General features: G+C 52.2%; 13 protein-coding genes and 9 pseudogenes. 10 read left to right on the top strand and 12 right to left on the bottom strand.

Translation table 11 applies throughout. The features are described from left to right. The first annotated feature begins 21 nt into the window (after positions 1-21). The 4 genes and pseudogenes from KRAC_RS52640 (at position 22) to KRAC_RS52625 (ending at position 2,849) form a co-directional block, all read left to right on the top strand. A pseudogene (locus KRAC_RS52640) lies at positions 22-738 on the top strand (IS6 family transposase). A 279-nt stretch (positions 739-1,017) separates the two neighbouring features. Next, a complete protein-coding gene (gene tatA, locus KRAC_RS69890) occupies positions 1,018-1,251 on the top strand; it encodes a twin-arginine translocase TatA/TatE family subunit (protein WP_007921269.1) in 234 nt (77 codons plus the stop codon). A gap of 60 nt (positions 1,252-1,311) precedes the next feature. Then, positions 1,312-1,985 (top strand): annotated as a pseudogene (locus KRAC_RS80480) (twin-arginine translocase subunit TatC). An 84-nt stretch (positions 1,986-2,069) separates the two neighbouring features. Further along, positions 2,070-2,849, top strand: a complete 780-nt coding sequence (locus KRAC_RS52625) for a slipin family protein (protein ID WP_007921261.1) — start codon at positions 2,070-2,072, stop codon at positions 2,847-2,849. 170 nt (positions 2,850-3,019) lie between these two features. On the opposite strand, the gene KRAC_RS70435 is transcribed toward KRAC_RS52625, so the two are convergent. Together KRAC_RS70435 and KRAC_RS52615 are read right to left on the bottom strand one after the other, a co-directional pair. Continuing rightward, positions 3,020-3,517, bottom strand: a complete 498-nt coding sequence (locus tag KRAC_RS70435) for a hypothetical protein (RefSeq protein ID WP_007921259.1) — start codon at positions 3,515-3,517, stop codon at positions 3,020-3,022. Beyond that, positions 3,504-4,106: a helix-turn-helix domain-containing protein gene (locus KRAC_RS52615; protein ID WP_007921256.1), complete on the bottom strand. Its 603-nt coding sequence runs from the start codon at positions 4,104-4,106 to the stop codon at positions 3,504-3,506. The genes KRAC_RS70435 and KRAC_RS52615 overlap by 14 nt, the downstream gene beginning before the upstream one ends. A gap of 257 nt (positions 4,107-4,363) precedes the next feature. Here KRAC_RS52615 and KRAC_RS52610 point away from each other — a divergent pair, with 257 nt between their 5' ends. Beyond that, on the top strand, positions 4,364-6,052 hold the full coding sequence (locus tag KRAC_RS52610; RefSeq protein ID WP_007921254.1) for an ABC transporter substrate-binding protein: 1,689 nt from the start codon (positions 4,364-4,366) through the stop codon (positions 6,050-6,052). An 803-nt stretch (positions 6,053-6,855) separates the two neighbouring features. Further along, on the top strand, positions 6,856-7,785 hold the full coding sequence (locus KRAC_RS52605) for a TerC family protein (protein ID WP_007921253.1): 930 nt from the start codon (positions 6,856-6,858) through the stop codon (positions 7,783-7,785). Here the strand turns inward: KRAC_RS52605 and KRAC_RS68200 are convergent. From KRAC_RS68200 to KRAC_RS52565, 9 genes and pseudogenes are all read right to left on the bottom strand, one after another. Then, positions 7,785-8,313 (bottom strand): annotated as a pseudogene (locus KRAC_RS68200) (IS6 family transposase); the annotation flags it as partial. The gene KRAC_RS52605 and the pseudogene KRAC_RS68200 sit on opposite strands and share 1 nt — an antisense overlap. 2,029 nt (positions 8,314-10,342) lie before the next feature. Then, a pseudogene (locus tag KRAC_RS52600) lies at positions 10,343-10,585 on the bottom strand (IS6 family transposase); the annotation flags it as partial. A 639-nt stretch (positions 10,586-11,224) separates the two neighbouring features. Continuing rightward, a complete protein-coding gene (locus KRAC_RS52595; protein WP_040447568.1) occupies positions 11,225-11,515 on the bottom strand; it encodes a DedA family protein in 291 nt (96 codons plus the stop codon). A 20-nt stretch (positions 11,516-11,535) separates the two neighbouring features. Further along, positions 11,536-11,898 carry an SNARE-associated domain-containing protein gene (locus tag KRAC_RS52590; protein ID WP_040447567.1) on the bottom strand — a complete coding sequence of 121 codons (363 nt, stop codon included), beginning with the start codon at positions 11,896-11,898 and terminating at the stop codon, positions 11,536-11,538. A 5-nt stretch (positions 11,899-11,903) separates the two neighbouring features. Next, positions 11,904-12,689: a chromosomal replication initiator protein DnaA gene (locus tag KRAC_RS52585; protein WP_007921250.1), complete on the bottom strand. Its 786-nt coding sequence runs from the start codon at positions 12,687-12,689 to the stop codon at positions 11,904-11,906. Positions 12,690-12,855: 166 nt separating this feature from the next. Next, positions 12,856-13,134 (bottom strand): annotated as a pseudogene (locus KRAC_RS75030) (GNAT family N-acetyltransferase); the annotation flags it as partial. Between the two features lie 216 nt (positions 13,135-13,350). Then, complete coding sequence (locus KRAC_RS52575) at positions 13,351-14,670, bottom strand: MFS transporter (protein ID WP_040447566.1); 1,320 nt, start codon at positions 14,668-14,670, stop codon at positions 13,351-13,353. A 111-nt stretch (positions 14,671-14,781) separates the two neighbouring features. Next, positions 14,782-14,976 (bottom strand): hypothetical protein, encoded by a 195-nt coding sequence (locus tag KRAC_RS73105; protein ID WP_040447565.1) that lies wholly within the window; start codon positions 14,974-14,976, stop codon positions 14,782-14,784. 246 nt (positions 14,977-15,222) lie between these two features. Further along, complete coding sequence (locus tag KRAC_RS52565) at positions 15,223-15,456, bottom strand: hypothetical protein (protein WP_007921248.1); 234 nt, start codon at positions 15,454-15,456, stop codon at positions 15,223-15,225. A gap of 213 nt (positions 15,457-15,669) precedes the next feature. Here KRAC_RS52565 and KRAC_RS52560 point away from each other — a divergent pair. The 3 genes and pseudogenes from KRAC_RS52560 to KRAC_RS52550 all read left to right on the top strand — a co-directional run bounded on the left by KRAC_RS52560 (position 15,670) and on the right by KRAC_RS52550 (position 20,287). Further along, positions 15,670-16,852 (top strand): annotated as a pseudogene (locus tag KRAC_RS52560) (RNA-guided endonuclease InsQ/TnpB family protein). Between the two features lie 366 nt (positions 16,853-17,218). Beyond that, a pseudogene (locus tag KRAC_RS52555) lies at positions 17,219-18,090 on the top strand (IS982 family transposase). A gap of 481 nt (positions 18,091-18,571) precedes the next feature. Then, positions 18,572-20,287: an ATP-binding protein gene (locus KRAC_RS52550; protein ID WP_007921246.1), complete on the top strand. Its 1,716-nt coding sequence runs from the start codon at positions 18,572-18,574 to the stop codon at positions 20,285-20,287. Positions 20,288-20,729: 442 nt separating this feature from the next. On the opposite strand, the pseudogene KRAC_RS77550 reads toward KRAC_RS52550, so the two are convergent. Next, positions 20,730-20,934: pseudogene (locus tag KRAC_RS77550) on the bottom strand (hypothetical protein); the annotation flags it as partial. Between the two features lie 48 nt (positions 20,935-20,982). On the opposite strand from KRAC_RS77550, the pseudogene KRAC_RS80475 reads away from it, so the two are divergent. Beyond that, positions 20,983-21,129, top strand: a pseudogene (locus tag KRAC_RS80475) (IS6 family transposase); the annotation flags it as partial. Between the last annotated feature and the right edge of the window lie 108 nt (positions 21,130-21,237).

The raw sequence follows: 21,237 nt of genomic DNA, 5'->3' as shown, positions 1-21,237 counted from the left end.
ACACAGTGTTAAAATAGTCTTATGAAAACACCTACCACTGCTCCCAATTACAGAGGCGACCCCTTTCCGCCTGGGATGATCAGTCACTGCGTCTGGCTGTATTTTCGTTTTTCCCTCAGTTTCCGTGATATCGAAGAGGTCATGGCTGAACATGGAGTCGTGCTGACCTATGAAACGGTGCGGCAGTGGTGCTTGAAATTCGGACAGACGTATGCCAATGAACTGAAGCATTGTCGTAGCAAGGCTGGCGACAAATGGCATCTTGATGAGGTCTTTCTCACTATCAATGGGAAAACCCACAATCACTGGCGAGCCGTTGATCAGGATGACAACGTGCTTGCTATCTTTGTCCAGAGTCGGCGCAACAAGAACGCTGCCAAGAAGTTCTTTCGCAAGCTGCTCAAGGGGCTGCAATATGTGCCGCAGGTCATTATCACCGACAAGTTGGCCAGCTACGCTGCGGCCAAGAGGGAAATTCTGCGCAGTGTCGAGCGCCGCCAACACAAGGGCTTACATAATCGAGCAGAACGTTCGCATCAACCAACGAGACAACGCGAGCGAACTATGCGCTGTTTCAAATCACCTAGCCATACGTAGCGCTTCCTTTCGGCCTTTGGACCGATCTTGGATCACTTTCGGCCCAAACGGCACCGCCTCACTGCAAGGGATTACCGTGTCCTCGTGCAGGATCGTTTTCTGATTCGGAACGAGATAACCAGATGGAAAACTGCCGCTTAATACGACTCTATCTCCTAGTACAGATCTCCCATCCTCCGCTTCTTTCCTGTCCTTCTCCCATCTTTTTTAAAAACTCTTCAGTTACTTGGTCAAGTTGACAATACCACTTGACAATACCTCATAGACACATATCGATAGAAATTTCAGTGTGATCTTACCTTCATCTTCCTTGATTCTCAGATTTCTTTGTTATCATACGATGTGAAGAGAGGGAAAAGAGAAAGATGCAGAGAACGTCTATCACTACTTCACTCCTACAGGAGAGGAAGGAGACAGGCGATGATTCCAAACATAAGTGGATTTGAGCTCCTGCTCTTGCTGGCGATTGCGCTCCTTGTTTTTGGGCCGAAAAAACTGCCCGAAATGGCAGCCGCAATCGGAAAAAGCATACAATCCTTCAAGAAAGGACTGAGCGGTCTTTCCTCCGCACCAGAAGAGAAGAAGCTACCCAGAGGTCCCGTAGAAGAGGAGGAACGGCGAACGGCAGATCTACCAGATCCACCTCGTGCTTAACCTCTCAAAAACAGCATTTGCAAACAGACTGTTGCGTTAGTTGAAATGGTCACATGACAGATCCAGAAACAACACACAGCAGCAAGGGGAGGGCGAACATTTCCCCCACAATCACTGGTCTCCATCTTAGAGGAGCGACGTTGGGGTATCCTGAAGTCACTCGTGGCCATTGGTATAGGTGCCTTGATCGCCTTTCTCTTCCGTGCCCAGATTGTCCATTTGTTGACGTGGCCCTTCTCGCAATACATGAAAGGGTTCACACTGGCACCTCGTTCGCTGGTTGTCACAGGCAGCACGGAAGGATTGCTGGTCGTGTTCACACGCTCACTGGCAGTAGGCTTCCTCTTCGCTCTTCCAGTGGTGCTCTACCAGACCTGGACATGCATTACAGTGATCTGTCTTCAACAAAGATCTCGCAAATGCCGCGCGTTTGCCTTTGTCTTGGTGTTTTGTGCTTCTTCGCGGCCTTTGCATCAGAGAGCGTTACCAGTCTTCTTACGGCGCATAGTTACGTTGGTTGTATCACCATGTTTCTGCTCACATTCTGCCTGGCTTTTGAGATTCCCCTGATACTGATGTTTTTGGCGCAGATTGGTGTGGTGACGCCAATGGCGCTTCAACGCAAACGGAGGGTGATGCATATACTGCTCTGGGGAAACGCGACGTTTCTCATGCCAGGATCAGAAGTCTGGAACCCTGTCATCCTGGGGGGTGACCATGTCGGAGCTCTATGAATTGTCCATTGTCTTCATTCGCTGGAGAGGGGAAGCGCATGCTTCTCTCGAAGCGTCTTCTCGCACGGTAGAAGGAGGGACGTGATGGTCTTGCTTGCCTTTGTGCTGCTCGTACTTGTGCTGATTGGACTCTCAGGCCTACGTGTGGTGCAGCAATACGAGCGCGGCGTGATTTTTGTTCTGGGACGACTCACTGGAGCGAAAGGCCCTGGACTGTTCTGGATTGCGCCCTTGATCTCGCGTATGGTCAAGGTGGACTTACGCATTGTCACGCTGAACGTGCCTCCCCAGGAGGTCATTACCCGTGATAATATCACCATTCGCGTCACGGCTGTCATCTACTTTTATGTCATTGATCCAACGGCTGCTGTCGTGAACGTAGAAAACTTTCTGCAAGCCACGACCCAGATTGGACAAACGACGCTCCGTAATGTCCTGGGGCAGTCTGATCTCGATGAGATCCTGGCACAGCGACAACGGATCAATCAAACATTACAGGAAATCATTGACGAACGTACGGAGCACTGGGGAGTCAAAGTGACGGTGGTGGAAACAAAGGATATTGAACTGCCTGCCAACATGCAACGAGCCATGGCCAAACAGGCAGAAGCCGAGCGAGAAAAGCGTGCGAAGATCATTCATGCGGAAGGGGAATTGCAGGCGGCAACCCAACTGGCCCAGGCTGCAGGAGTCCTCAGCACGCACCCAAGTGCTTTGCACTTGCGCTACCTGCAGACACTCGCTGATATCGCCGTGGAGAATAACTCGACGGTGGTGTTTCCACTGCCTCTCAATCTCGTTGAGGCATTTGTCAACCCACAGCAACATCATGAACTGTATGAGGGGCAACGTAAGCGGGAATGAAAAGCACCTGCGTCCGAGTCCACTCTCACCTCGTGAGCTCTTGTTTCCAGGGTGCGTGTTGAGCACCTGTGCTGAAACGAAGACGCGATGCACATGCGATGCACAGAGGAGCAGCTCAACGATCAGAGGGACAAGGTTCGTATCCCTTTCCTCCACATCCAGGACTCCGCTCACGCAGCCTGCTGCCTCGGGGAGGAAACGTTGAGGAGCGTTTCCTCTGTAGCGCAGTCAGGGGTGTAGCGGAAAGCGAGGCTTTTTTGCGGCAACGAATCTTGCGTATGCACGAAAGAGCGTGTAGAAAACAGAAGAAGATGAGATTTATCAGTGCTCTCCTCACAAGAGTGTTGAGTCAACCACGTTTTCCACTGCGCATAGTGCGCCCGCTCTGCTTCTGGCGGCAAGGTCTCTGCTGGCTGCTTTTTCTCCAATTCGTCCAACACCTCCGAGAGTTGCTCTTTCAGCCAGGGATGCAAGACGGCATTGGTTGCCGAGACGACACCTTTGGCGCGCAAGAGACCCGTGGTCGGACGAAAGAGGGTCAGCAGTTTGGCGGTGCCCCCGCGCTCGTACTCGTGGGGGTGCAACAGGGGATGGTCCTCTGGTTGCCACGACGCGCCAGGCTGTGGGATGGCCTGATACGGTCCAGCTTCATCTTCATTGAGTTGCACGATCCCGGCAGCTTCTGCGTGCTCGCACGCCAACTCGATCAGTCTTTTTTTCCAGTGTTTGCTCGTCATAGGTCGTCACCGTGCCGCCTTTGCGTTTGCGCGGCGCGTAGCCGGTGCGGCACCAAGTGCGTGTTCGCTGATAGCTGTAGCCTGACCCATGCAGCACCTGACGAATGGTTTCGTTGGCGATGTGAGGCAGATCCGAGGCTTGCAGTGCCTTGCGCAGTAAGGCGAGTGACCAGGTAGCAGTCTGATCGGTCTGGCGATCTGGGGTCTTCTGTACTTCTTGCAGAATACGCGCCTGCTGCGCGCTCGTGTAGGTCGGCTTGCGCCCACGGCCAGCAGCAATCGAAAGCGCGGCCAAACCGTGCTCATTGAAGCGCTTGACCAACTCGCGCACACTGCGTGCCTCTCTAAAGCCTGCCACCAATGCTGCCTGCGGAAAAGACTGCGAGGCCGCTACTGCCTGCAGCGCTTTGGCTCGCCGCGCCACGTCTATCCGTTCACTGCTGGCCTTGACGATGCGCTGCAACTCTTGCTCTTCTTGTTTGCTGAAAGCACGCAGGGGATGTTTCTGGAAGTGAGCCATTGACGTATTCCTTCTTTCTCCCCCTATTCTATCACCTCCGCTTCCCTCCTGGTGTTCAATTGCGAGTTGACCCATTAGACTTCAATAAAGGCTCGTTTGTATGTTAAGATACATATGTATCACCAAGCAAGCCAGCGGCAAAGGAAACGCATTTTCAAACTGTTGAAGAGGTAGCGTAAACATAAGCACAAGGGAACAAGCCTATGCAGCCAGGCTCAACGCACTGCCTGTTCGCCTTTATCTGCAAGGAGGATCAAATGGTCAAACGACCTGGTTCACGCTTCCTGACGATACTTGTCGCGCTCTCCTTGGTGCTGATACCCTTCGCCAGCGCCTGCGCCCCTCAGGGGACGCCAACTACCAGCAATAGTAGTAAACCCCAGCGTGGTGGTATCTGGGTCGACGATTTGTTCAACGAACCAGACGCACTCATTCCTAACGCGTCAGTGCAGACGTTCGCGACCATAGTGAATGGAACCCTCTACTCCGCGCTCTTCGAAGGTGATGCTTCAGGGCAGATTCATCCCGCGCTCGCCACTGTCCTGCCGACGCAGCAGAACGGCGGCATCAGCTCTGACCTCAAAACCTGGAAGTTCACCCTCAAGCCTGGCTTGAAATGGTCCGATGGACAACCACTAAACGCCGACGATGTGTATTTTAGCTGGAAGACCTGGAGCAATCCAAGCTTTGCGGCTGCCAGCACCGTCGCCATCCGCCTGATCGAGTCCGCAGAGGTCTCTTCCGATAAGCTCTCGATCACGTTTCACCTCTCAAAGCCCTTCGCCCCCTTTATCGCGTCCTGGACCGATGGCTCTCTCGCGCCCCTACCCAAGCATCATTTCGAGAACATGAACCCTGGGGATATTAAGAAGACTGAGGGACTCAATCCCCAGGTGACCAGCGGCCCCTTCAAGATGAAGGAGAACAAGCCTGGTGACCACTACACCGTTGTACGTAACGACAATTACTACCTGGCCTCCCAGGGGCTACCCTATCTGGATAAGATCGTCTTCCGCGCCGTTCCCAGCCAGGATACCATCCTGAAGGATCTCCAGTCCGGCACCGCTGACTCGGCCTGGTTCCTGGACGTGACCAAGACACCATCCTATAAGGCCCTTTCAAACTACGAGGTCGTGACCAACCCCTCTGCGAGCTATGAGGGCCTGCACATTAACTCTAATAATCCTATCTTCAAAGATCTTAATGTACGTAAAGCGATGGCGATGGCTATTGACCGCGAGCAATTACAGAAGGTAGCACTCCTGGGACAGGCCATTCCCCTGTGTACCGATCATGGTCCCGCCTATCATCCTGGCTACCAGCAAGACTTACAGTGCCCTCCATTTGATATCACGGGCGCCAACAAAGTACTCGATGATGCCGGCTGGAAGCTAGGCAGCGATAACGTACGTCAGAAAGGTGGGCAACGGCTGGAGTTCCAGTATTCGACCACGGCCAACAACCGTTGGCGCGAGAAAGACCAGGCCTTGATCCAGGCCGATTTCGCCAAGATTGGTATCAAGCTGAACATCACCAACTATCCCGGTAGTACCTTCTTTGGTCCCTTCCTCAATGGTGGGCAGCCTGGAAAGTACGACCTGGCGGAGTGGGCCAGCTCCTATACCTATGATCCCGATGACGCCGCCTCTTTCGCCTGTAATCAGATTCCACCGCATGGGCAGAATCTGAACTTCTTCTGCGATCCAAGCCTTGATCAACTCTTCCAGAAAGAGCAGGCCATATCCGATCCCACACAGCGCCAGCAGGTCTTTAACCAGATTCACCAGACCATGCTGGACAAGTTACCGTTTATCGGCCTCTACAACCTGATCGATCTTGCGATTCATAAGAAGGGCACACACAACTATAAGCCGGGACCCTTCGGCAACTCCGAGACCGTTGGCGTGGCACAGTGGTGGTGTGACAACGGCAAGTGCCCCGCCTAGGGCACCCTGTTGGCATGACTTCTCGCACCTGTGGCGCTCGCCTGGGTAGGGAGTGTGATGCGGGTTGGCGGCCTTCGGCCGCACGCTTAAAAGTGCTAGCGGAATATGAAACCAGGACAACACAAAAGACCATTCAGCTCTTAGCCAGAAATGAGCCACCTCACATTCCTTGTAGTGTGTGTGGGAAAGAGGCCGTGCAGGTATGGCACTGAATGTATCTACGACGAAGTAGGTTGGCTCTGTGAGGAATGCGCCGAAAAGCATGAATGTGGAGAAGGCATACTGCTACCGGTAGTGAACTCACTGCGCGTCGGCGTGTGCGGCTATACGGGACATGACTAGGGCAGAGCTAACTTACTCCTGGACAAGATCAAGGGTAATGTGGCAAAAAATTTTGAGCTGAGAACATGGTTCAGGTAATTACAGCACAAGAATCATTATCACAAAGAAAACGCGTTTTTCGTCACCATCCCACGGTGCTCAGCCTCAGGAATCTGAGAAGAGAGTGGAGGAGAGCAGTCCCACAGGCTGTGTTGCAAAAAGTGTAAATCTGCGACGCCTTATCACTTCGTTTGTACCTCCGGATCCTGCGCGATCTTGGAGGAACATCCGATTCCTGTGTTGTCTTTACATACTCCACGGTATGCTCCTTTCGGCATGCCCACTCTTTCAGATTGTATACTGGTATTCAGCCTTGTTTAGCGGTTGGATTTCACCACGACATAGATAATCATTCTCGCATAAGACATCAGGTTTGGAGAGGAGAGGGACGTGACGATATCAGGTTTGGAGAGGAGAGGGGCGTGACGATATCAATCTGGTTTTGGATAGGCTTCAACGTTTTTGTCCTGGCGATGCTGGCGCTAGATCTGGGGATATTCAATCGCAAAGAGCACATCCCTTCCATTAAAGAAGCGCTTATCTGGGTCGTGGTCTGGGTTTTGCTTGCCCTTATCTTCAATGTTGGCGTCTATTTCTTTCTGGGCACAAACAAGGCACTAGAATTTCTGGCTGGTTACTTAATTGAACAATCGCTCAGCACCGACAATATTTTTGTCTTTGTGCTGATCTTCTCCTACTTCGTGGTTCCGCGGATTTACCAGCACCGTGTGCTTTTCTGGGGAATTATGGGAGCACTGATCATGCGTGGTACAATGATCGCTGCAGGTGCATTTCTGCTAGAAAGGTTCCACTGGATTCTCTATATCTTCGGAGCTTTTCTGATCTACACAGGCATTCGCATGGCCTTTTATGACGAAAGTGATATCGAGCCAGAGAAAAATCCTGTGCTACGATTAGCCCGCCGCATCTTCCCAATCGCGTCGGATCACGAGGGGAAAGAGTTTTTGATCCGTCGCAATGGCACGTTATATGCAACCCCACTCTTACTGGTGCTGATTGTCGTAGAGACAACCGATCTCATTTTCGCCGTTGACTCAATCCCCGCCGTTTTTGCGATCACGCAGGACCCTTTCATCGTCTATACCTCGAATGTGTTTGCAATTCTCGGCCTGCGGTCCTTGTACTTCGTCCTCGCAAACCTTGTGGATAAGTTCTACTATCTGCGTTTTGCCCTGGCAGTTATTCTGTCATTCGTTGGCATAAAGATGCTCCTGCCACTTATCTTCCACGATCTTCACGTCCCCACCTGGTTCCCGCTAGTTGTGATTGTGGCAGTCCTGCTCGTGGCAGTTATTGCGTCGGTCGTTCGCAATCGGTTGCAGGTAAAATAGGCAGCCACTCCAAACAGGTGGGCGATGAAGGTGATCTGCCTGCGGATGTCTCCTGTGCTCACCCCTCTGACTTGCCCTTTCCGCATCATGTTCATCATCTCGTATCCTTGCAGTGTTCGCCAGGCCGTCTCGAACGAGAAAAAGCCCATCCCAGGCTCAGTCAGCCGTTTGATGAACCGGTGGTCTTGCTCGATTAGATTGTTGAGATATTTCACCTGCCTCAGTTCGACCGATGCGGGAAGTATTCCGGCAGCTTTCAGGTGAGCAATGGCTTTGGGATAGGCCGCATTCTTATCGACAGTGATCACCCGAGGAACTGACTGAGTGGTGGGAGCGTCAGCTCCCATTTTGGATTGGGGCACCGTCTCTTCGATCAGACAAGCGTGAGGAGCGGAACCGACCGTCGAGTCAACGCTTTGACGAAAAAGCGTTTAGCGACCTCGGTATCTCGCGATAAACTCAAAAGAAACTCCAGGGTGCTCCCTGGGAGTCCACCGCCCGGTAGAGATACATCCACGCTCCTTTGACGTAGGATAGGCCGCTGGCGAGGTACTGTCATCGCTTTGACCTGCCAGAATACATCTGGTGGTGTCTGGGCCAGCCCTTTTCCATCGGCCCTCCCCCGAACCGTGCTTGCAGGTTTCCTCAGCACACGGCTCTCCAGTTTCTCGCCGTTCTTCCGAGTTGGCTCTCCGCATTACGCGTCCCTTTCCCGGTTCCCGACGATACTCCCTATTCCCCTTCGTCGTGTCCCAGGAATTCCCCTGGGCATTTGGCATGAAGTAGACCGCCAGCGAGGTACTGATGCTGTCCTGACCTGCCTGATGTTTCAGGTGGTTTCCTGGACTCAGCCCTTTTCCAACGGTCTCTTCCCGAACCCAGCGGGCCACTTTCATGGCACTGTAGCTCTCCAGAACCCTTTGCCTCGTTGCGCAAAGATCGTGTGGCCCATCCAGGCCAACCTCTGCCGCTGAGACGAGTTCCTGGGACCCTTCGCCCTGTCTGTGTCTTTCTCACAGGCCCCGGCGGGGCGTGACTTCCGCGACTACTTCGGTCCCTCTGTACCCATACACCTCGCGGTGGTTAGGGCAACCCCAAGTTGCCTCCAAGAATCTCAGTTCGTGCTCCAGGTGTCCTTTACGTCTTTTCCCGTTCCTTACGGGTAGGCTCCGACGGAAGCTTTGTCGGGAAGTAGTACCGTTCCCGGCAACGTCGAACACAGGCGCTAGTACCGTTTCCTGTGGGCTGCCCCGGTTCCGCCTTGACTGGGCTTCAGACAATCAGTCTTCACCATACACGACTTACCTGACGAGCCTCTGGCCCCTGGTACTAGGACTTCACTCGCCTTTGATACAACATGCTACGGTCCCCTCGACTCTTTCGAGCGAAAGTAAGTTGCTGGTTTATCCACACTGCTTCAGTGGACCCACCCCGACGGGTGAGAGAGATTCTTGTGCCACATGGGCGCACGTAGGGTAAGAGGCCAAGTCCCGATTGCTCGGGAGCATCAACCCCTCCCCTCCGAACTCCACGTGCACCCTTTCGATGCATGAAGCTCTCCAGAGGCCAGTGTCTTTTCAACACCACTCCCACAGTGGTCTTCTGACACATCCGTGTCAACCACCATTTTTGAGTGTGGCCTCCTGCAACCCTTTGCTGGGTACATACCCAACTCGTATGGTCGCTCCGTCACCATGCCCCTTACGGGGTTTAGGCGATCCCTTAGTTCCATCAAATGTCTCAGTCTGTACGTAGGTGCCCATTTCGTCATTTCCCTCTCCGTGAGGGCTGGCTCCAACGAGAGCTTGTAGGGAAAGTAGTACCGTTCCCCTACACGTTGGACACAGGCGATAGTCCCTTCTCCTGTGGGCTGCTCCATTTCCGCCGTGACTTGAATTCAGCCAATCAAGACTTCACCCTATACAGCTTCACTGATGAGCCTCTGGCTCCTGGGACTGGAGCTTCACTCACCTTTGACACGACATGCTATTTTCCCCCCACGCCTTTCGGGTGAAGGTGTCCCCGCTCTCTATGAGAACGGGTAAGTCGCTGTGTTACTCACCTTGCTCTAGTGAGCTTACCCCGACGGGTAAGGGAGACATTTGTGGCACAAAGGCGCACTACTATGGCAACTCCGTCGCCATCGGATTCTCATCCCTTAGGCGATCCCGCATTTGCGCCTGTGAGACGTTCAGTCCGTTTAGGTGCCCATTTCGTCCCCTTCAACCAGTTCACTACTGGTCACTCACTGGAGAAAGCGTTCCCTCTCCGTGAAAGTCTGAGAGGTATTCCAGTGTCATCGCTTCAGATAGGCTGCGATGGATGACCTACACATCGTTGGGAACTTGGGTTCAACTCATTCAAGCTTCACCATGCGGACAGGACTTGCGGCGCACTACACTACCTATCTTCGTGTTCCGCCGCTTTACAAGCATGCTACTTTCCCCTTTGTCTTTCGACGCCAGGTCGGCCAGTCGTCCTCAAGGTCATCTGCTTTCAACCTTGCCATCCTCGAGATGGAATCATCACAAGCGCCGAAGCGGCGCACCTTTACTTAGGTTTCAGCCACCCGCCACGAATGAGTGGTCGTCTTGAGATGAGGACGGCAGCGCTTTTCCAATGCAGGGGCGTAGAGCTGAACCCAACGGTAGATGGTGGTATGGTCGACAGAGAGTCCTCGCTCCACCATCATTTCCTCAAGATCGCGGTAGCTCAACGCATAACGGAGATACCACCTCACGCACAAGAGGATGATGTCGGGTTGGAAGTGACGCCATTTGAAGGGGTGTTGCTCTGCCATAAGGGGATCTCTTTCGCTCATTTTCCTTCACTGTACCAGATCGGCGTCCTTTTTTGCAACACAACCATTCGTTCACCAGCCTTCCCCCGAGGACAAAGGCAACTTCACATAATGTCGTAGCTTGTTGGACAGTTCGACGAGCGTATGCCGGAGCGCAGGTAGGAAGCCTCCCGGTAAAAATCTTGAGTTCGCACATTCCATTGTCGCACCAAAGGCGACGAACTTGGATGAGCCAGCGAACCTGGTGCCCAGAGCAGGGAAGATCAGCAAACATACGGGAGTAATGTGATTGGACTCGATGCGAGAAATGTTGGCACAGAGGGCATCTGGCTTGTGAGGATGACGTTTGAGCTCGGGCAGTAATCGTTTGGCTGGATGTCTCGATTTCAATGTCAAGCAGGACCAATACATCTGGATCAGGGAGCAATAAAGCGTTCTTCATGAGGGCGGACTCCTTCCATCATCATCATTAACGCCCTCAGTAGAGAGCAATCCTTCATCAAAGGCTATTAAAAATGGGTGAAGGAACCTGTCGAATCAGCAAAAATGCGTATAAGCCAATTTATGGTAATTCTGACAATGTGTCTTGTAGAACCGTGTAACAAGGCACAATATAGCTTGAACATCCTGGCAAAGCAATCAACCAGTGCGCAAATGCGCGAGGCGGGATAGGCGGCGTTTGTGGAGACGCCGCCAGCATAGGCGGCGTCTCCACAAACGCCAGACGATGAACAGCACAACCAGTAGGACGACACTAACAATACCCATACGCCGAAAGATCGACTCCAGCACATCAAGCTCGGCTGCGACATAATAGCCAATCAGGCTATAAAGCGTGTTCCAGAGGAGCGCGGCCAGGATCTCAAAGCAGAGGAAACGTGGGTAGCGCATATGTGTCAGGCCCGCGCTGATCGCGACAAAAGAACGCATATGCCCCACGGTATGCGAGATCAGAATAGCCTTACCACCATGCTTGTATAGCATAAGACGAGCGAGGCGCAAACGAGCAGCAAAGCGCAGACAACGCCCCAGGGCGCTATTCCCAAAACGATACAGGGGCCTTTCAACGCGAAGCGACCTAGCAGATAGTCAACGTGGTAATCAGCTATCGTGCCCATAGTCGCGAAGAAGATGACCAGGCCAAGATTCAGAGTTCCGATGCGCGCGTAGAAAGCACCAAGCAGCGCGAGCGAATTGCCTGGCAACACCAGGCCAAGCAGAGCCGTATTTTCCGAGAGCGTACTCAAGAAGACAATCAGATATCCATACTGATCGTAGTACAATTTAAGCCATTCAATTACATTATGTAACATACGCGCTAAAAGTCCCCTCCACCAAAATCACCTCCAACGCCCATATCACCTCCCGTAGATCCCTCATCATGCCCCTGCTGTTGTCCCAATGTGTTACCCAGGCCATAACCCATCAGCGCGCCCAATCCTCCCGCAACCCAGGGATTCATACCACTACGCTGCTGAGGCGGATAGGGACCTGGATAAGGGCCATAATATAGCTGCTGATAAGCCTGTGGATCCTGGGGACCATATGGCTGTTGATACGATGGCGGATATTGTGGCCCATAGGGCCGTTGTTGTGGATAAAATGGCGCACCCTGCTGGTAGGGACCATACGCTTGCTGCTCATAGCACTGCGCTGCCTGCGCTGGCTCATCGTACCGCTGGCCATACTCGGGATTGTGCTCTGGCCGACGCTCAGTATTACTAGAGCCTGGGCGATAGTAGCTCGGATCGTAGTTCGTGGACTGGGCTGAGCTCGTGCGCTCCTCATATCCTGTATCACTCTCATCAGCGCGCGGGGTCGCACCCGGCTCCGAGCGCGAGGCATAGCCAGTATATCCCTGTTCGTAAGCATCTGCCTCTTTGGGCGGGGGAGCCGCGTAGCTCTGTTCGCTTGAGCCTGGCTGGTAGTAGCCTGTATCACTATAGGGATCATTATAATTCTGCGTTGCCTGCATCATCTGCGGCGGCATCTGTTGCGCATCTGGATAATCGGGATAGCGCTGGGAAGGGCGCTGGGATAGCACGCGCGCGAAGATCACCACTAGCATAATGACAATAAACAGGAGCACAAGAGCGGTAAACATAGCAAGCTCCTTTATTTTATAGGGAACACCAGTTATCCCATACTGATGAGAAAATCCGGCCTAAGAACGTACATATATTATGAACCCCTATTATAAGACTCAGGAATGAGAAGATGCTGAATCATAACTGAATTTTCGCTTCTAAGAAAATATGCATCAAAATATTTTAACTGATCCATTTTTGCATAAAGATCACTTCGCTTTGCTCAAAGCCCAGTTTCTCGTAAAAACCCAGCACACGCGCATTCGAAGGTTCAAGCATCAGGTTTACTTTGACGCAGCCAAGCTTACGCAAGCGCGTCTCTATTTCAGTTACAAGGGCCACACCTATGCCCGTTCCCTGGCAGGACGGATCAACAGCCAGATGACTCACCCACTCACGGCGTCCATCATATGAACCGATAGCAACACCTACCACGCGCTCTCCATCGTAAGCCACGAGAAAGAGGTCGGGATCACGTTACAGCTTGCGTTGTATGCCCTCCAGGCTATCACTTGGCCCAATGTGAATCCCAGTCTCTCTTCACAACGCAATCACCTCATCATAATCCTTCATTGCAAAGCTGCAAAGTTGCACTGTCATCTGCACTCTCCCTGCATAACAAACGAATAAGCTCATCCTTCACCTACATTGTGTAAGAGCCAAATATTCTGAGAAACGTCACTCTGCCATATCTTGTCGCTCTGCCTCTTCCGTCAGTGTTGCTTCACGCCCTCTAAAGCACCCCCACAGGATGACTGTCGCCAGCAGATAGAGGATTGCTGCACCGATAAATACAGGAAGGTAGCCGACGCGAGCAATGATCAGGCCGCCCACGGGAGCCGACACAGCCCAGGCCACCTGGTAAGATGCCTGATACGTGCTATTTGCCAGGCCCCGATGCTCTCTGGGAACCGCCTCCATCGAGAAGACCTGAAAAATGCCCGCAGACATATTCATTGCACCCCTTCTGAAGAGAAAGAGCGCCGCCGCCAGGGGCAGGAAAGGAGTGATACCAATAGTAAACAAGAGAGGGATGCTGATGAGCCGCGTCAAAGTAATGGTATTGATCTTGCCTATGCGTATGGCTAGCCAGGGAGCAATCAGAGAGAGCAAAGCACTGATCATATTCGCACCGCCGTCGAGCAGACCAAACAATGCAGAGGAAACCCCTAGCTGGTAGACAAAATAGACATTGAGATACGGGAGCAATAAACCTGCACCTAGGCCGATCAATACCTGTACAAGCGTCAAAACAAAAATGGGGCTGACAAGTATGGTACGTAGTCGTATTCGCTGCACAAGCAAGCCGATCTGCTGTCGCCAGGGGATTGTATCCTGTCGGCTTGCCCTCTCAGCAGAGTAAGCAGGTCGGTCATCGCTCATGAGCAGGAGAGGGATAAAGCTTGGTAAAGCGATGATACCGGCAAATAGCAAAGGTAGCTGGTAGGAGCGTGCCTCTACTTGATGTACCAGTATCCACTCCAGCCCGGGGGGAAGAGGCGCCATCAGCCAGGAGATCGCACGGAACCAGAGTGGTAATACTCCCCCCAACAGTTGCCCTACTACTGCCGTTGCCAGCAACAACACAATATTCAGGCTGAAGAGATGAGGACGTTCGGCTGGAGCACTGTTGGCCGTCAGAAACGGCGCGTTTATTACAACGAAGAAAGCGCCCACAACACCTGCAATAATGCTGCTTGCTAACAGTGGTACAGGCTGATGAAAAAGAATCTGGCCTACACCTGCGATCGCACCAGCAACACTCGCCCAGATCAACACCATCTTCCCACCAAAACGGTCAATACACAGACCGGCAGGGAAGATAGTGATAGCTGCACTGATTGTTGCTACAAACAGAACAAGGCCAATAAAATCGGTATCGTAGCCCAGCGATATGAGATAGAGATTATACAATATCAGAATAATGCCAAGCGAGACACCACTCAACGCCGAGTTGATAAGATACAGGCGGGCGTTGCGCTGAAAACGCCCGAACATACGTACATATTCAACGAGTTGGGACATTTTTTAGTTGTGTTGCGGCGACAGCATGAGCATAGCCCTCGCCGACCTCCTCCTTAACCGGTTCCTCCAGTACCACCTCTTCCATCAGTTTACGATAGCCAGGGCTCTTGTATTCAGAGCACGCTTGCCCTCTGTCAGGCGGGCCTGGCGCGTCACCAGTCCCGGCAACAGAAACGTCTTCACGATAGTTGGTATCTGCACTGTACGAACTCGCACTTCTATCGCCGCCTTCGCGACACGATCAGTCACCCGCTCGACGCGCTGATCAAGAGCATGCACGCGAGGAGGCACACTGGCAACCGCAAGTACGATAGGTAAAGCAAAAGGCTACGGAATTCTACGGTGATTCCTGGCGTTCAATACGCTATGAAGTTGAACGAATAGCATTAGATGCTACTGTGCCGTTGGACAAATGGGATATATTAATGACCGCTTTGGGTCACGAACCGGATCGGCGACCTTTGTAAGACCTCTGAGCCTGCTGGTTAGATTGAATTTACAACTATTGGGCATCAGAGGCCGCTTCTAGAGCCAAGTTCCCACACGTATCATGGATGATTCCCATGTTTCGCGCCGATTTCCTACATGGTACCTCAAAATCGGTTGAAGTTTCACCCAATTTACCACTAGCTCTACCTCGACGTAGTAGCCTCCCCATTCATCTTCGCTGTTGATGACAGCGCTCTTCGCTATAGTGTGTGGAATTTGCTGCTCAGCTCGCTTCATCGCAAGAGAGAGAATTTGCTCATCATCCATCATGCTTCCTCTTCTCCATCATAGCACGAGACTGAATGGCGCGGTAAAGAGTATCAAGGTCTTATAAAAGAGTTTTCAACGGTTCTCAAAAAGAGAGGAGAATGGAGGCAAAGCGTGGCAATATGCCCAGAAAGGACATTCTCATAGACAGATGTGAAAAAATGTTCTATACTGGAAGAGATAAGGGGCTTTGACGTCTATCAGGAGCGGTGGGCAATGATTCGAGCGCATAAGATACGTCTCCATCTAACAGAAGAGCAGAAAGGCTATTTTGCCAAAGCTGCAGGAACCTCGCGCTTCGTTTGGAACTGGGCACTCGCTGAGTGGAATCGCCAATACGAGGCTGGTGAAAAACCGACTGCCTTCAAGCTCAAGAAGCAGTTTAACGAGATCCGGAGAGCGCAGTATCCCTGGACCTGGGAGGTCACCAAGAATGCCTCCGATCAGCCCTTCCTCGATCTGGCAAACGCCTGGGCCGCGTATTTTGACGGCTTGAAACAGGGAAAAAAGACCGGTCGGCCCACGTTCAAGAGCAAGAAGAAAAGCAAACGGGGCTTTTATCTGGCCAACGATCAATTCGAGCTTGGGGACCATCGGATCTGGATCCCCAAGCTCGGCTGGGTGAATATGGCAGAGAACTTGCGCTTTGTGGGCGGGAAGGTGACAGGTGCGCGCATTACCAAAACGGCAGACTGGTGGTTTGTCTCGATTCAAGTCGAACTTCCAGATGCGATCCCGGCGAAGAAACCGGCTGCTTGTGGCATCGATGTCGGACTGAACCGACTAGCAACCTTGAGTACGGGAGAGGGAGTCGAGAACCAAGCCTTCCTCAAAACGGCGCTCAAAAAGCTCCGTCAGGCCAACAAACGGCTGCATCGCCGCACCCTGGGCTCGAAAAACCGGGAGAAAGCACGCAGGCAGGTTGCACGCCTGCACTACCGAATCACCTGCATGAGAGATGATGTGCTCCACAAGCTGACCACCCGGCTCGCGAACTGCTACGGGATCATTGGCATTGAAGACCTCAACCGGAAGCGGGTTGCTCAAGAATCGCAAGCTCGCGCGTTCGTTCTCGGATGCGGCATTAGGCAAACTCTTGAACGTGCTGAAGGCGAAGGTGGAGCAACGAGGTGGGCACGTCATCAAGGTCAACCGTTTCTTTGCTTCCAGTAAAACCTGTCACGGTTGCGGTTGGAAGTGGGAAGACATGCAACTCTCAGATCGGGTGTTTCTCTGTCAGAACCCTCACTGCGCGTATGCTCAATTCGAGCAGGATAGAGATTATAACGCCTCTCTCAATATCCTGGCGGAAGCCCTCCGCTTGATCGGGCTCATTGATCAAGCCGTCTCCGGTACTGGCTCGGACGAAGACGCAAACTTGGCTGTGGACGCGGGGTAAGACCAAAAATGTGCTGGTCACATTGAGGCACCTACGGATGAAGCAGCAACAACGAACGATGTGGGAGAGCTATGCTCGCATACGTTTTCCTACATTTATTGGAGCAGAAACACGAGAGAGAGGTCCATTTATCTGCGTTGATTGTGGTCTCATTGCCTTCTCTGTTTGTCTTTTGGCCCTTAAGTGCCATTTTGACGAAGCGACTGGCTTGAGAGCGACCTTGAGATGGTTTTTGCTGATTCATTTCTGCCAGATAATGTGCTGAGACATTGTTAACGTGAGTTCTGGATAAGGAGATCCACCTCCGGTGGGTTAGAATAGGAGCACTAACAAAAAGCTTCTATCCACCATCGGAGGGATCTAGAAATGAGTGTACTCGAATTGTTTTGCGATGTCGATGATTTTCTGTTGAACTTTGCCCCCAATCTCAAAGCCACTCAGATCGCAGCAAGCAAACAACGTCAACGCCAAGGACAGTTGTGGCCAAGCGAGATCATGACCATTCTGATCCATTTTCATCAGTCGCACTATCGAACGTTCAAAGCGTATTACACGCAGCACGTGCAGGTGTACCTGACCAGTGAGTTCCCTCATCTGGTGAGTTATACCCGCTTTGTCGCACTCATTCCCACCATGCTCGTGCCCCTGCTCGCCTACGCGGCACGAGCCGCTATGGGAACTGCACGGGCATCAGCTTCATTGACTCGACCTCGTTGGAAGTCTGTGATCCCAAACGCATCCACCAGCATCGCGTCTTTGCCGTCGATGCCAAGCGGGGAAAGTCGTCGATGGGCTGGTTCTTTGGGTTCAAGCTGCATCTGGCAGTCAACGATCAAGGAGAGTTGCTCGCGTGCTGCTTAACACCAGGGAATGTCGATGATCGCGCTCCAGTGCCTCAGATGGTACAACGTCTGCGTGGCAAGTTGATTGGGGATCGCGGCTATATTTCCGCTCCCTTGACCCAGTTGCTCTTTGAGCAAGGGTTGCAGCTCATGACTCGCTTGCGAAAAAACATGAAAAACCGTCTGATGCACCTTTCTGATAAACTCTTGGTGCGCAAACGCGCGATTATTGAGTCGATCATTGATCAGCTCAAAAATATCTCGCAGATTGAGCACTCTCGCCATCGTAGCCCGACCAATTTTGTCGTTCATTTGATTGCTGGGCTTCTTGCTTACAGTCATCAAGCCAAAAAGCCCAGCCTTCATCTCGATCAACGCTTGCTTCTGGCTGCTTGATCGGGTTGGCTTATCCAAAACTCACGTTTGTTAACTCATCTTTTTCGGCTCTGGTCAGGTCACCCAATGGCGTCAAATGTGCCATGAAACATGGCACTTGTCTGTGAGAAGGAGCTTCCAGAGCGGCGTCATTTCCTGCCAGATAACATAGCCACAATATGCAAAAGTGGGTGCGATGAGCGCTTCTCACCGTTGCTCAGGCTTTAGCCGATGCCAAGCCATATTATGCGGCAGACGCGACCCGCTGAAGCCGCTTGGGAGCATGGCATTCATCCTGGCAAAGCGTGTTTTTTATCAGACAAATGACAAAATTTTATCTCTATTTCTAATTTTTACCATAAATAATTTCGAAAGGACATACGAGCAGCGATCTATGGGTGTATGTATGTATACTATATATATATACATACATACTGTCTGAACGCTTCCATCAAAGTAATATCTCTGCGGAGAACTGGGATGTCAAAGAAGGAAACTTCTTATGGTTCCACCAAGGAAACGAGATGGCAGAGAGCCTCTCAACCAACCAAACGCCGAAAACTTTTTACTGACGCAGGAAACCTCTCAAGTATCAGGTGTACCACCTAGTAGGCAGTCTTCCTGGCAACGCGCTCAGTCGTTTTTGTCTGCTTTATCTTTCAAACCAGGATTTCTCCCTCCTCTTCTGCGCCACCAGTCTATTGGTTACCTTCTTGCCATTCTTTTGCCTTCACTCGTCGTTGTGAGTATCTTCTTCTTTATGGCGGACATTGCGCCTTTGCTACACTTCTATAGTGCTCCTGTCTTACTCACGATCCTTCTTATCTCATTAGGCTGGGGAACGCTTCCAGGGCTGCTTGCCACTTTCTCTGGAACGATCCTGCTGATATCGCTCATCCTTATCCCTTTTGAATCTTTAACCTTTCAACAGCACGAGTTTGTCTACAGTATGATTATGTTTGCCCTGATTGGCCTTGGCGTCGCCCTGTTCAGTAGTCGCACCGAGCGGGCGCGTCAACAGGCACGCAAAGCACAAGGGGAGGCCGAGGCCTCGCGTGCCAATCTCTATCGTATTCTCATGCAGGCACCTATTCCTATCAGTGTTGTACGTGGTCCAGAATTTCACTATGAACTGATTAATCCTTCTGCCCAGCAAACTCTTGACCGACGAGCCCTTCTCGGCAAGCCCCTGCATGAGATCTTTCCTGAACAGGAATCTCAGGTTCTCCCCTTATTCAGACAGGTGTGCGCCACAGGTGAGGGAATCTTTGTTCCAGAGAGTCGGACTCTGCGTCGCGAAGATGACAATACGTTGGTTGAACAGTACAGCAACATCTCCTATGAGCCGCTGCGCGGTTCAGACGGTGCCACCGATGGCATCATTGTGCTGGTTGTTGATGTGACTGAGCAGGTACAAGCACGCCGCAACATCGAACACCTCCTCGCAGAGAGGGACAGTTTCATGGGCATAGTCGCTCATGAACTCCGCACCCCCATTACGGGCGCCAAAATGGCGAGCCAGCTCATTCAACGCAGGATCAAGCGCCTCCTCTTAGATATCCAACAGCAGCCAGAGTCAGAGGAGCGTACCAGATTGCTAAACTCGGTATCGGAACATCTGAGCCACATTCTCGATCAACTTGACCTGCAGAACCGTCTGGTGTCCGATCTCCTTGACGCATCACGCGCTCGCGCCGATAGCCTGGAATTGCGAACTGAGCACTATAATCTTGCTCAAAGCATCAAAGATTGTATTGAAGGTCTGCGTACTATGTATCCAAATCGCCAAATCAGCCTTGAACTGCCTCCAGGTGATACGCTGATGGTCACCGCTGATCCAGAACGCATACGGCAAGTCGTGACCAACTACCTGACCAACGCGCTCAAATACTCCGAGCAGGAGAAGCCCGTCACGGTCACTGCTTCATTGCAGCACAACGAGATATATGTCGCGGTACGCGATGAGGGGCCAGGGCTAAACGAAGAACAACAAAAACGTATCTGGGAACGCTTCTATCGGGTCCCTAGTGTTCAGGTGCGCAGCGGTCCTGGCGTGAGCCTGGGTCTGGGTCTGTTTATTTCTCGCTCTCTCATTGAACGCCAGGGCGGCAGAGTTGGTGTGACCAGTTTCCCTGGAGAGGGTTCTACCTTCTGGTTTACCCTTCCCTACCTTTCCCACCACAACGAAACGGCCAATGGTATGAACGACAGCGTGTAAAGTTCAAGGGAACAAAAGTCGTGTCGTCAAAATCCTTCATAAGGGCATTTGGCCTTTGGATGCGCGAGACACCACTCTTTCACTCCGCAGTTTTCGCCCGTGCTTTCCATTGTTTCGTCCATACTGCTCTCCTCGTGCGGTTGTTCCTATCCGATCACCCTCTTCTCCCTCTGGGTGTCTCTGCAAAAAATTGACGACCGCCCATAGTAAGCTTGCTCCCACACACGGGTGCGCGTCAATTTTTTGCGAAGGGAGAATCAGGTAGAATGAAACCTGATGAACTGCTCGCCCCCACGGAGAATGTTCTGCGTGGGGTGAGAGCGTTGCTGGATCGGTATTAGAGTTGCGCATTCCTGAATTTGTGCCAGAGCCGCTCGGCGATATGCCTTCCATACGATGCTCTTCCTCATACAATACTTGACAATATCTGCGCATCGGCTCAGGCCGCTCTGGGGCTGCTGGCGGGGCGTTGGATGAGACGAGCGTACTTGATGCGATGCCTCAGGCCGTGGGTCATCACCTCATCCTTCCAGTCGACGAGAGCGGGCAACCCCCATTCGGGGGCACGGCTGGTCCCCGTTCCAGAGCACAAAGCCCGCGTTTCCGGCTTCGGACGGCTGCAAGACAAAGCGGAGACCCGTATCGTTAAATTCAGAAACGAGCAGTATTCCTTCCAGCAAATAATGCGGCTCTAGTTTTTTTCTTTCGAGACGGCATGGAGTACATTACAAGGATTCGAGGTGATGAACATACTGAGAAAAGGGCAACTGCAAGGAGTAGACAAAGGAGATGTGAGAGGCCAGGTTGCATTGATCGCCGAGCTATTCGGAGTGGTTGCTTAAACTGAACAAGCAGAACCGCTCTACGCCCATCTTCTCTTCTTTTCAATTTCTTGCAACACAGCCCTCAAGATCGTGACAAACCCGCCGCAAGTCTCAGCGGCTTGCGGC

The sequence above is a fragment of the Ktedonobacter racemifer DSM 44963 genome, assembly GCF_000178855.1.
GTDB lineage: Bacteria > Chloroflexota > Ktedonobacteria > Ktedonobacterales > Ktedonobacteraceae > Ktedonobacter > Ktedonobacter racemifer.
This window is presented reverse-complemented; position numbering and strand designations above follow the sequence as displayed.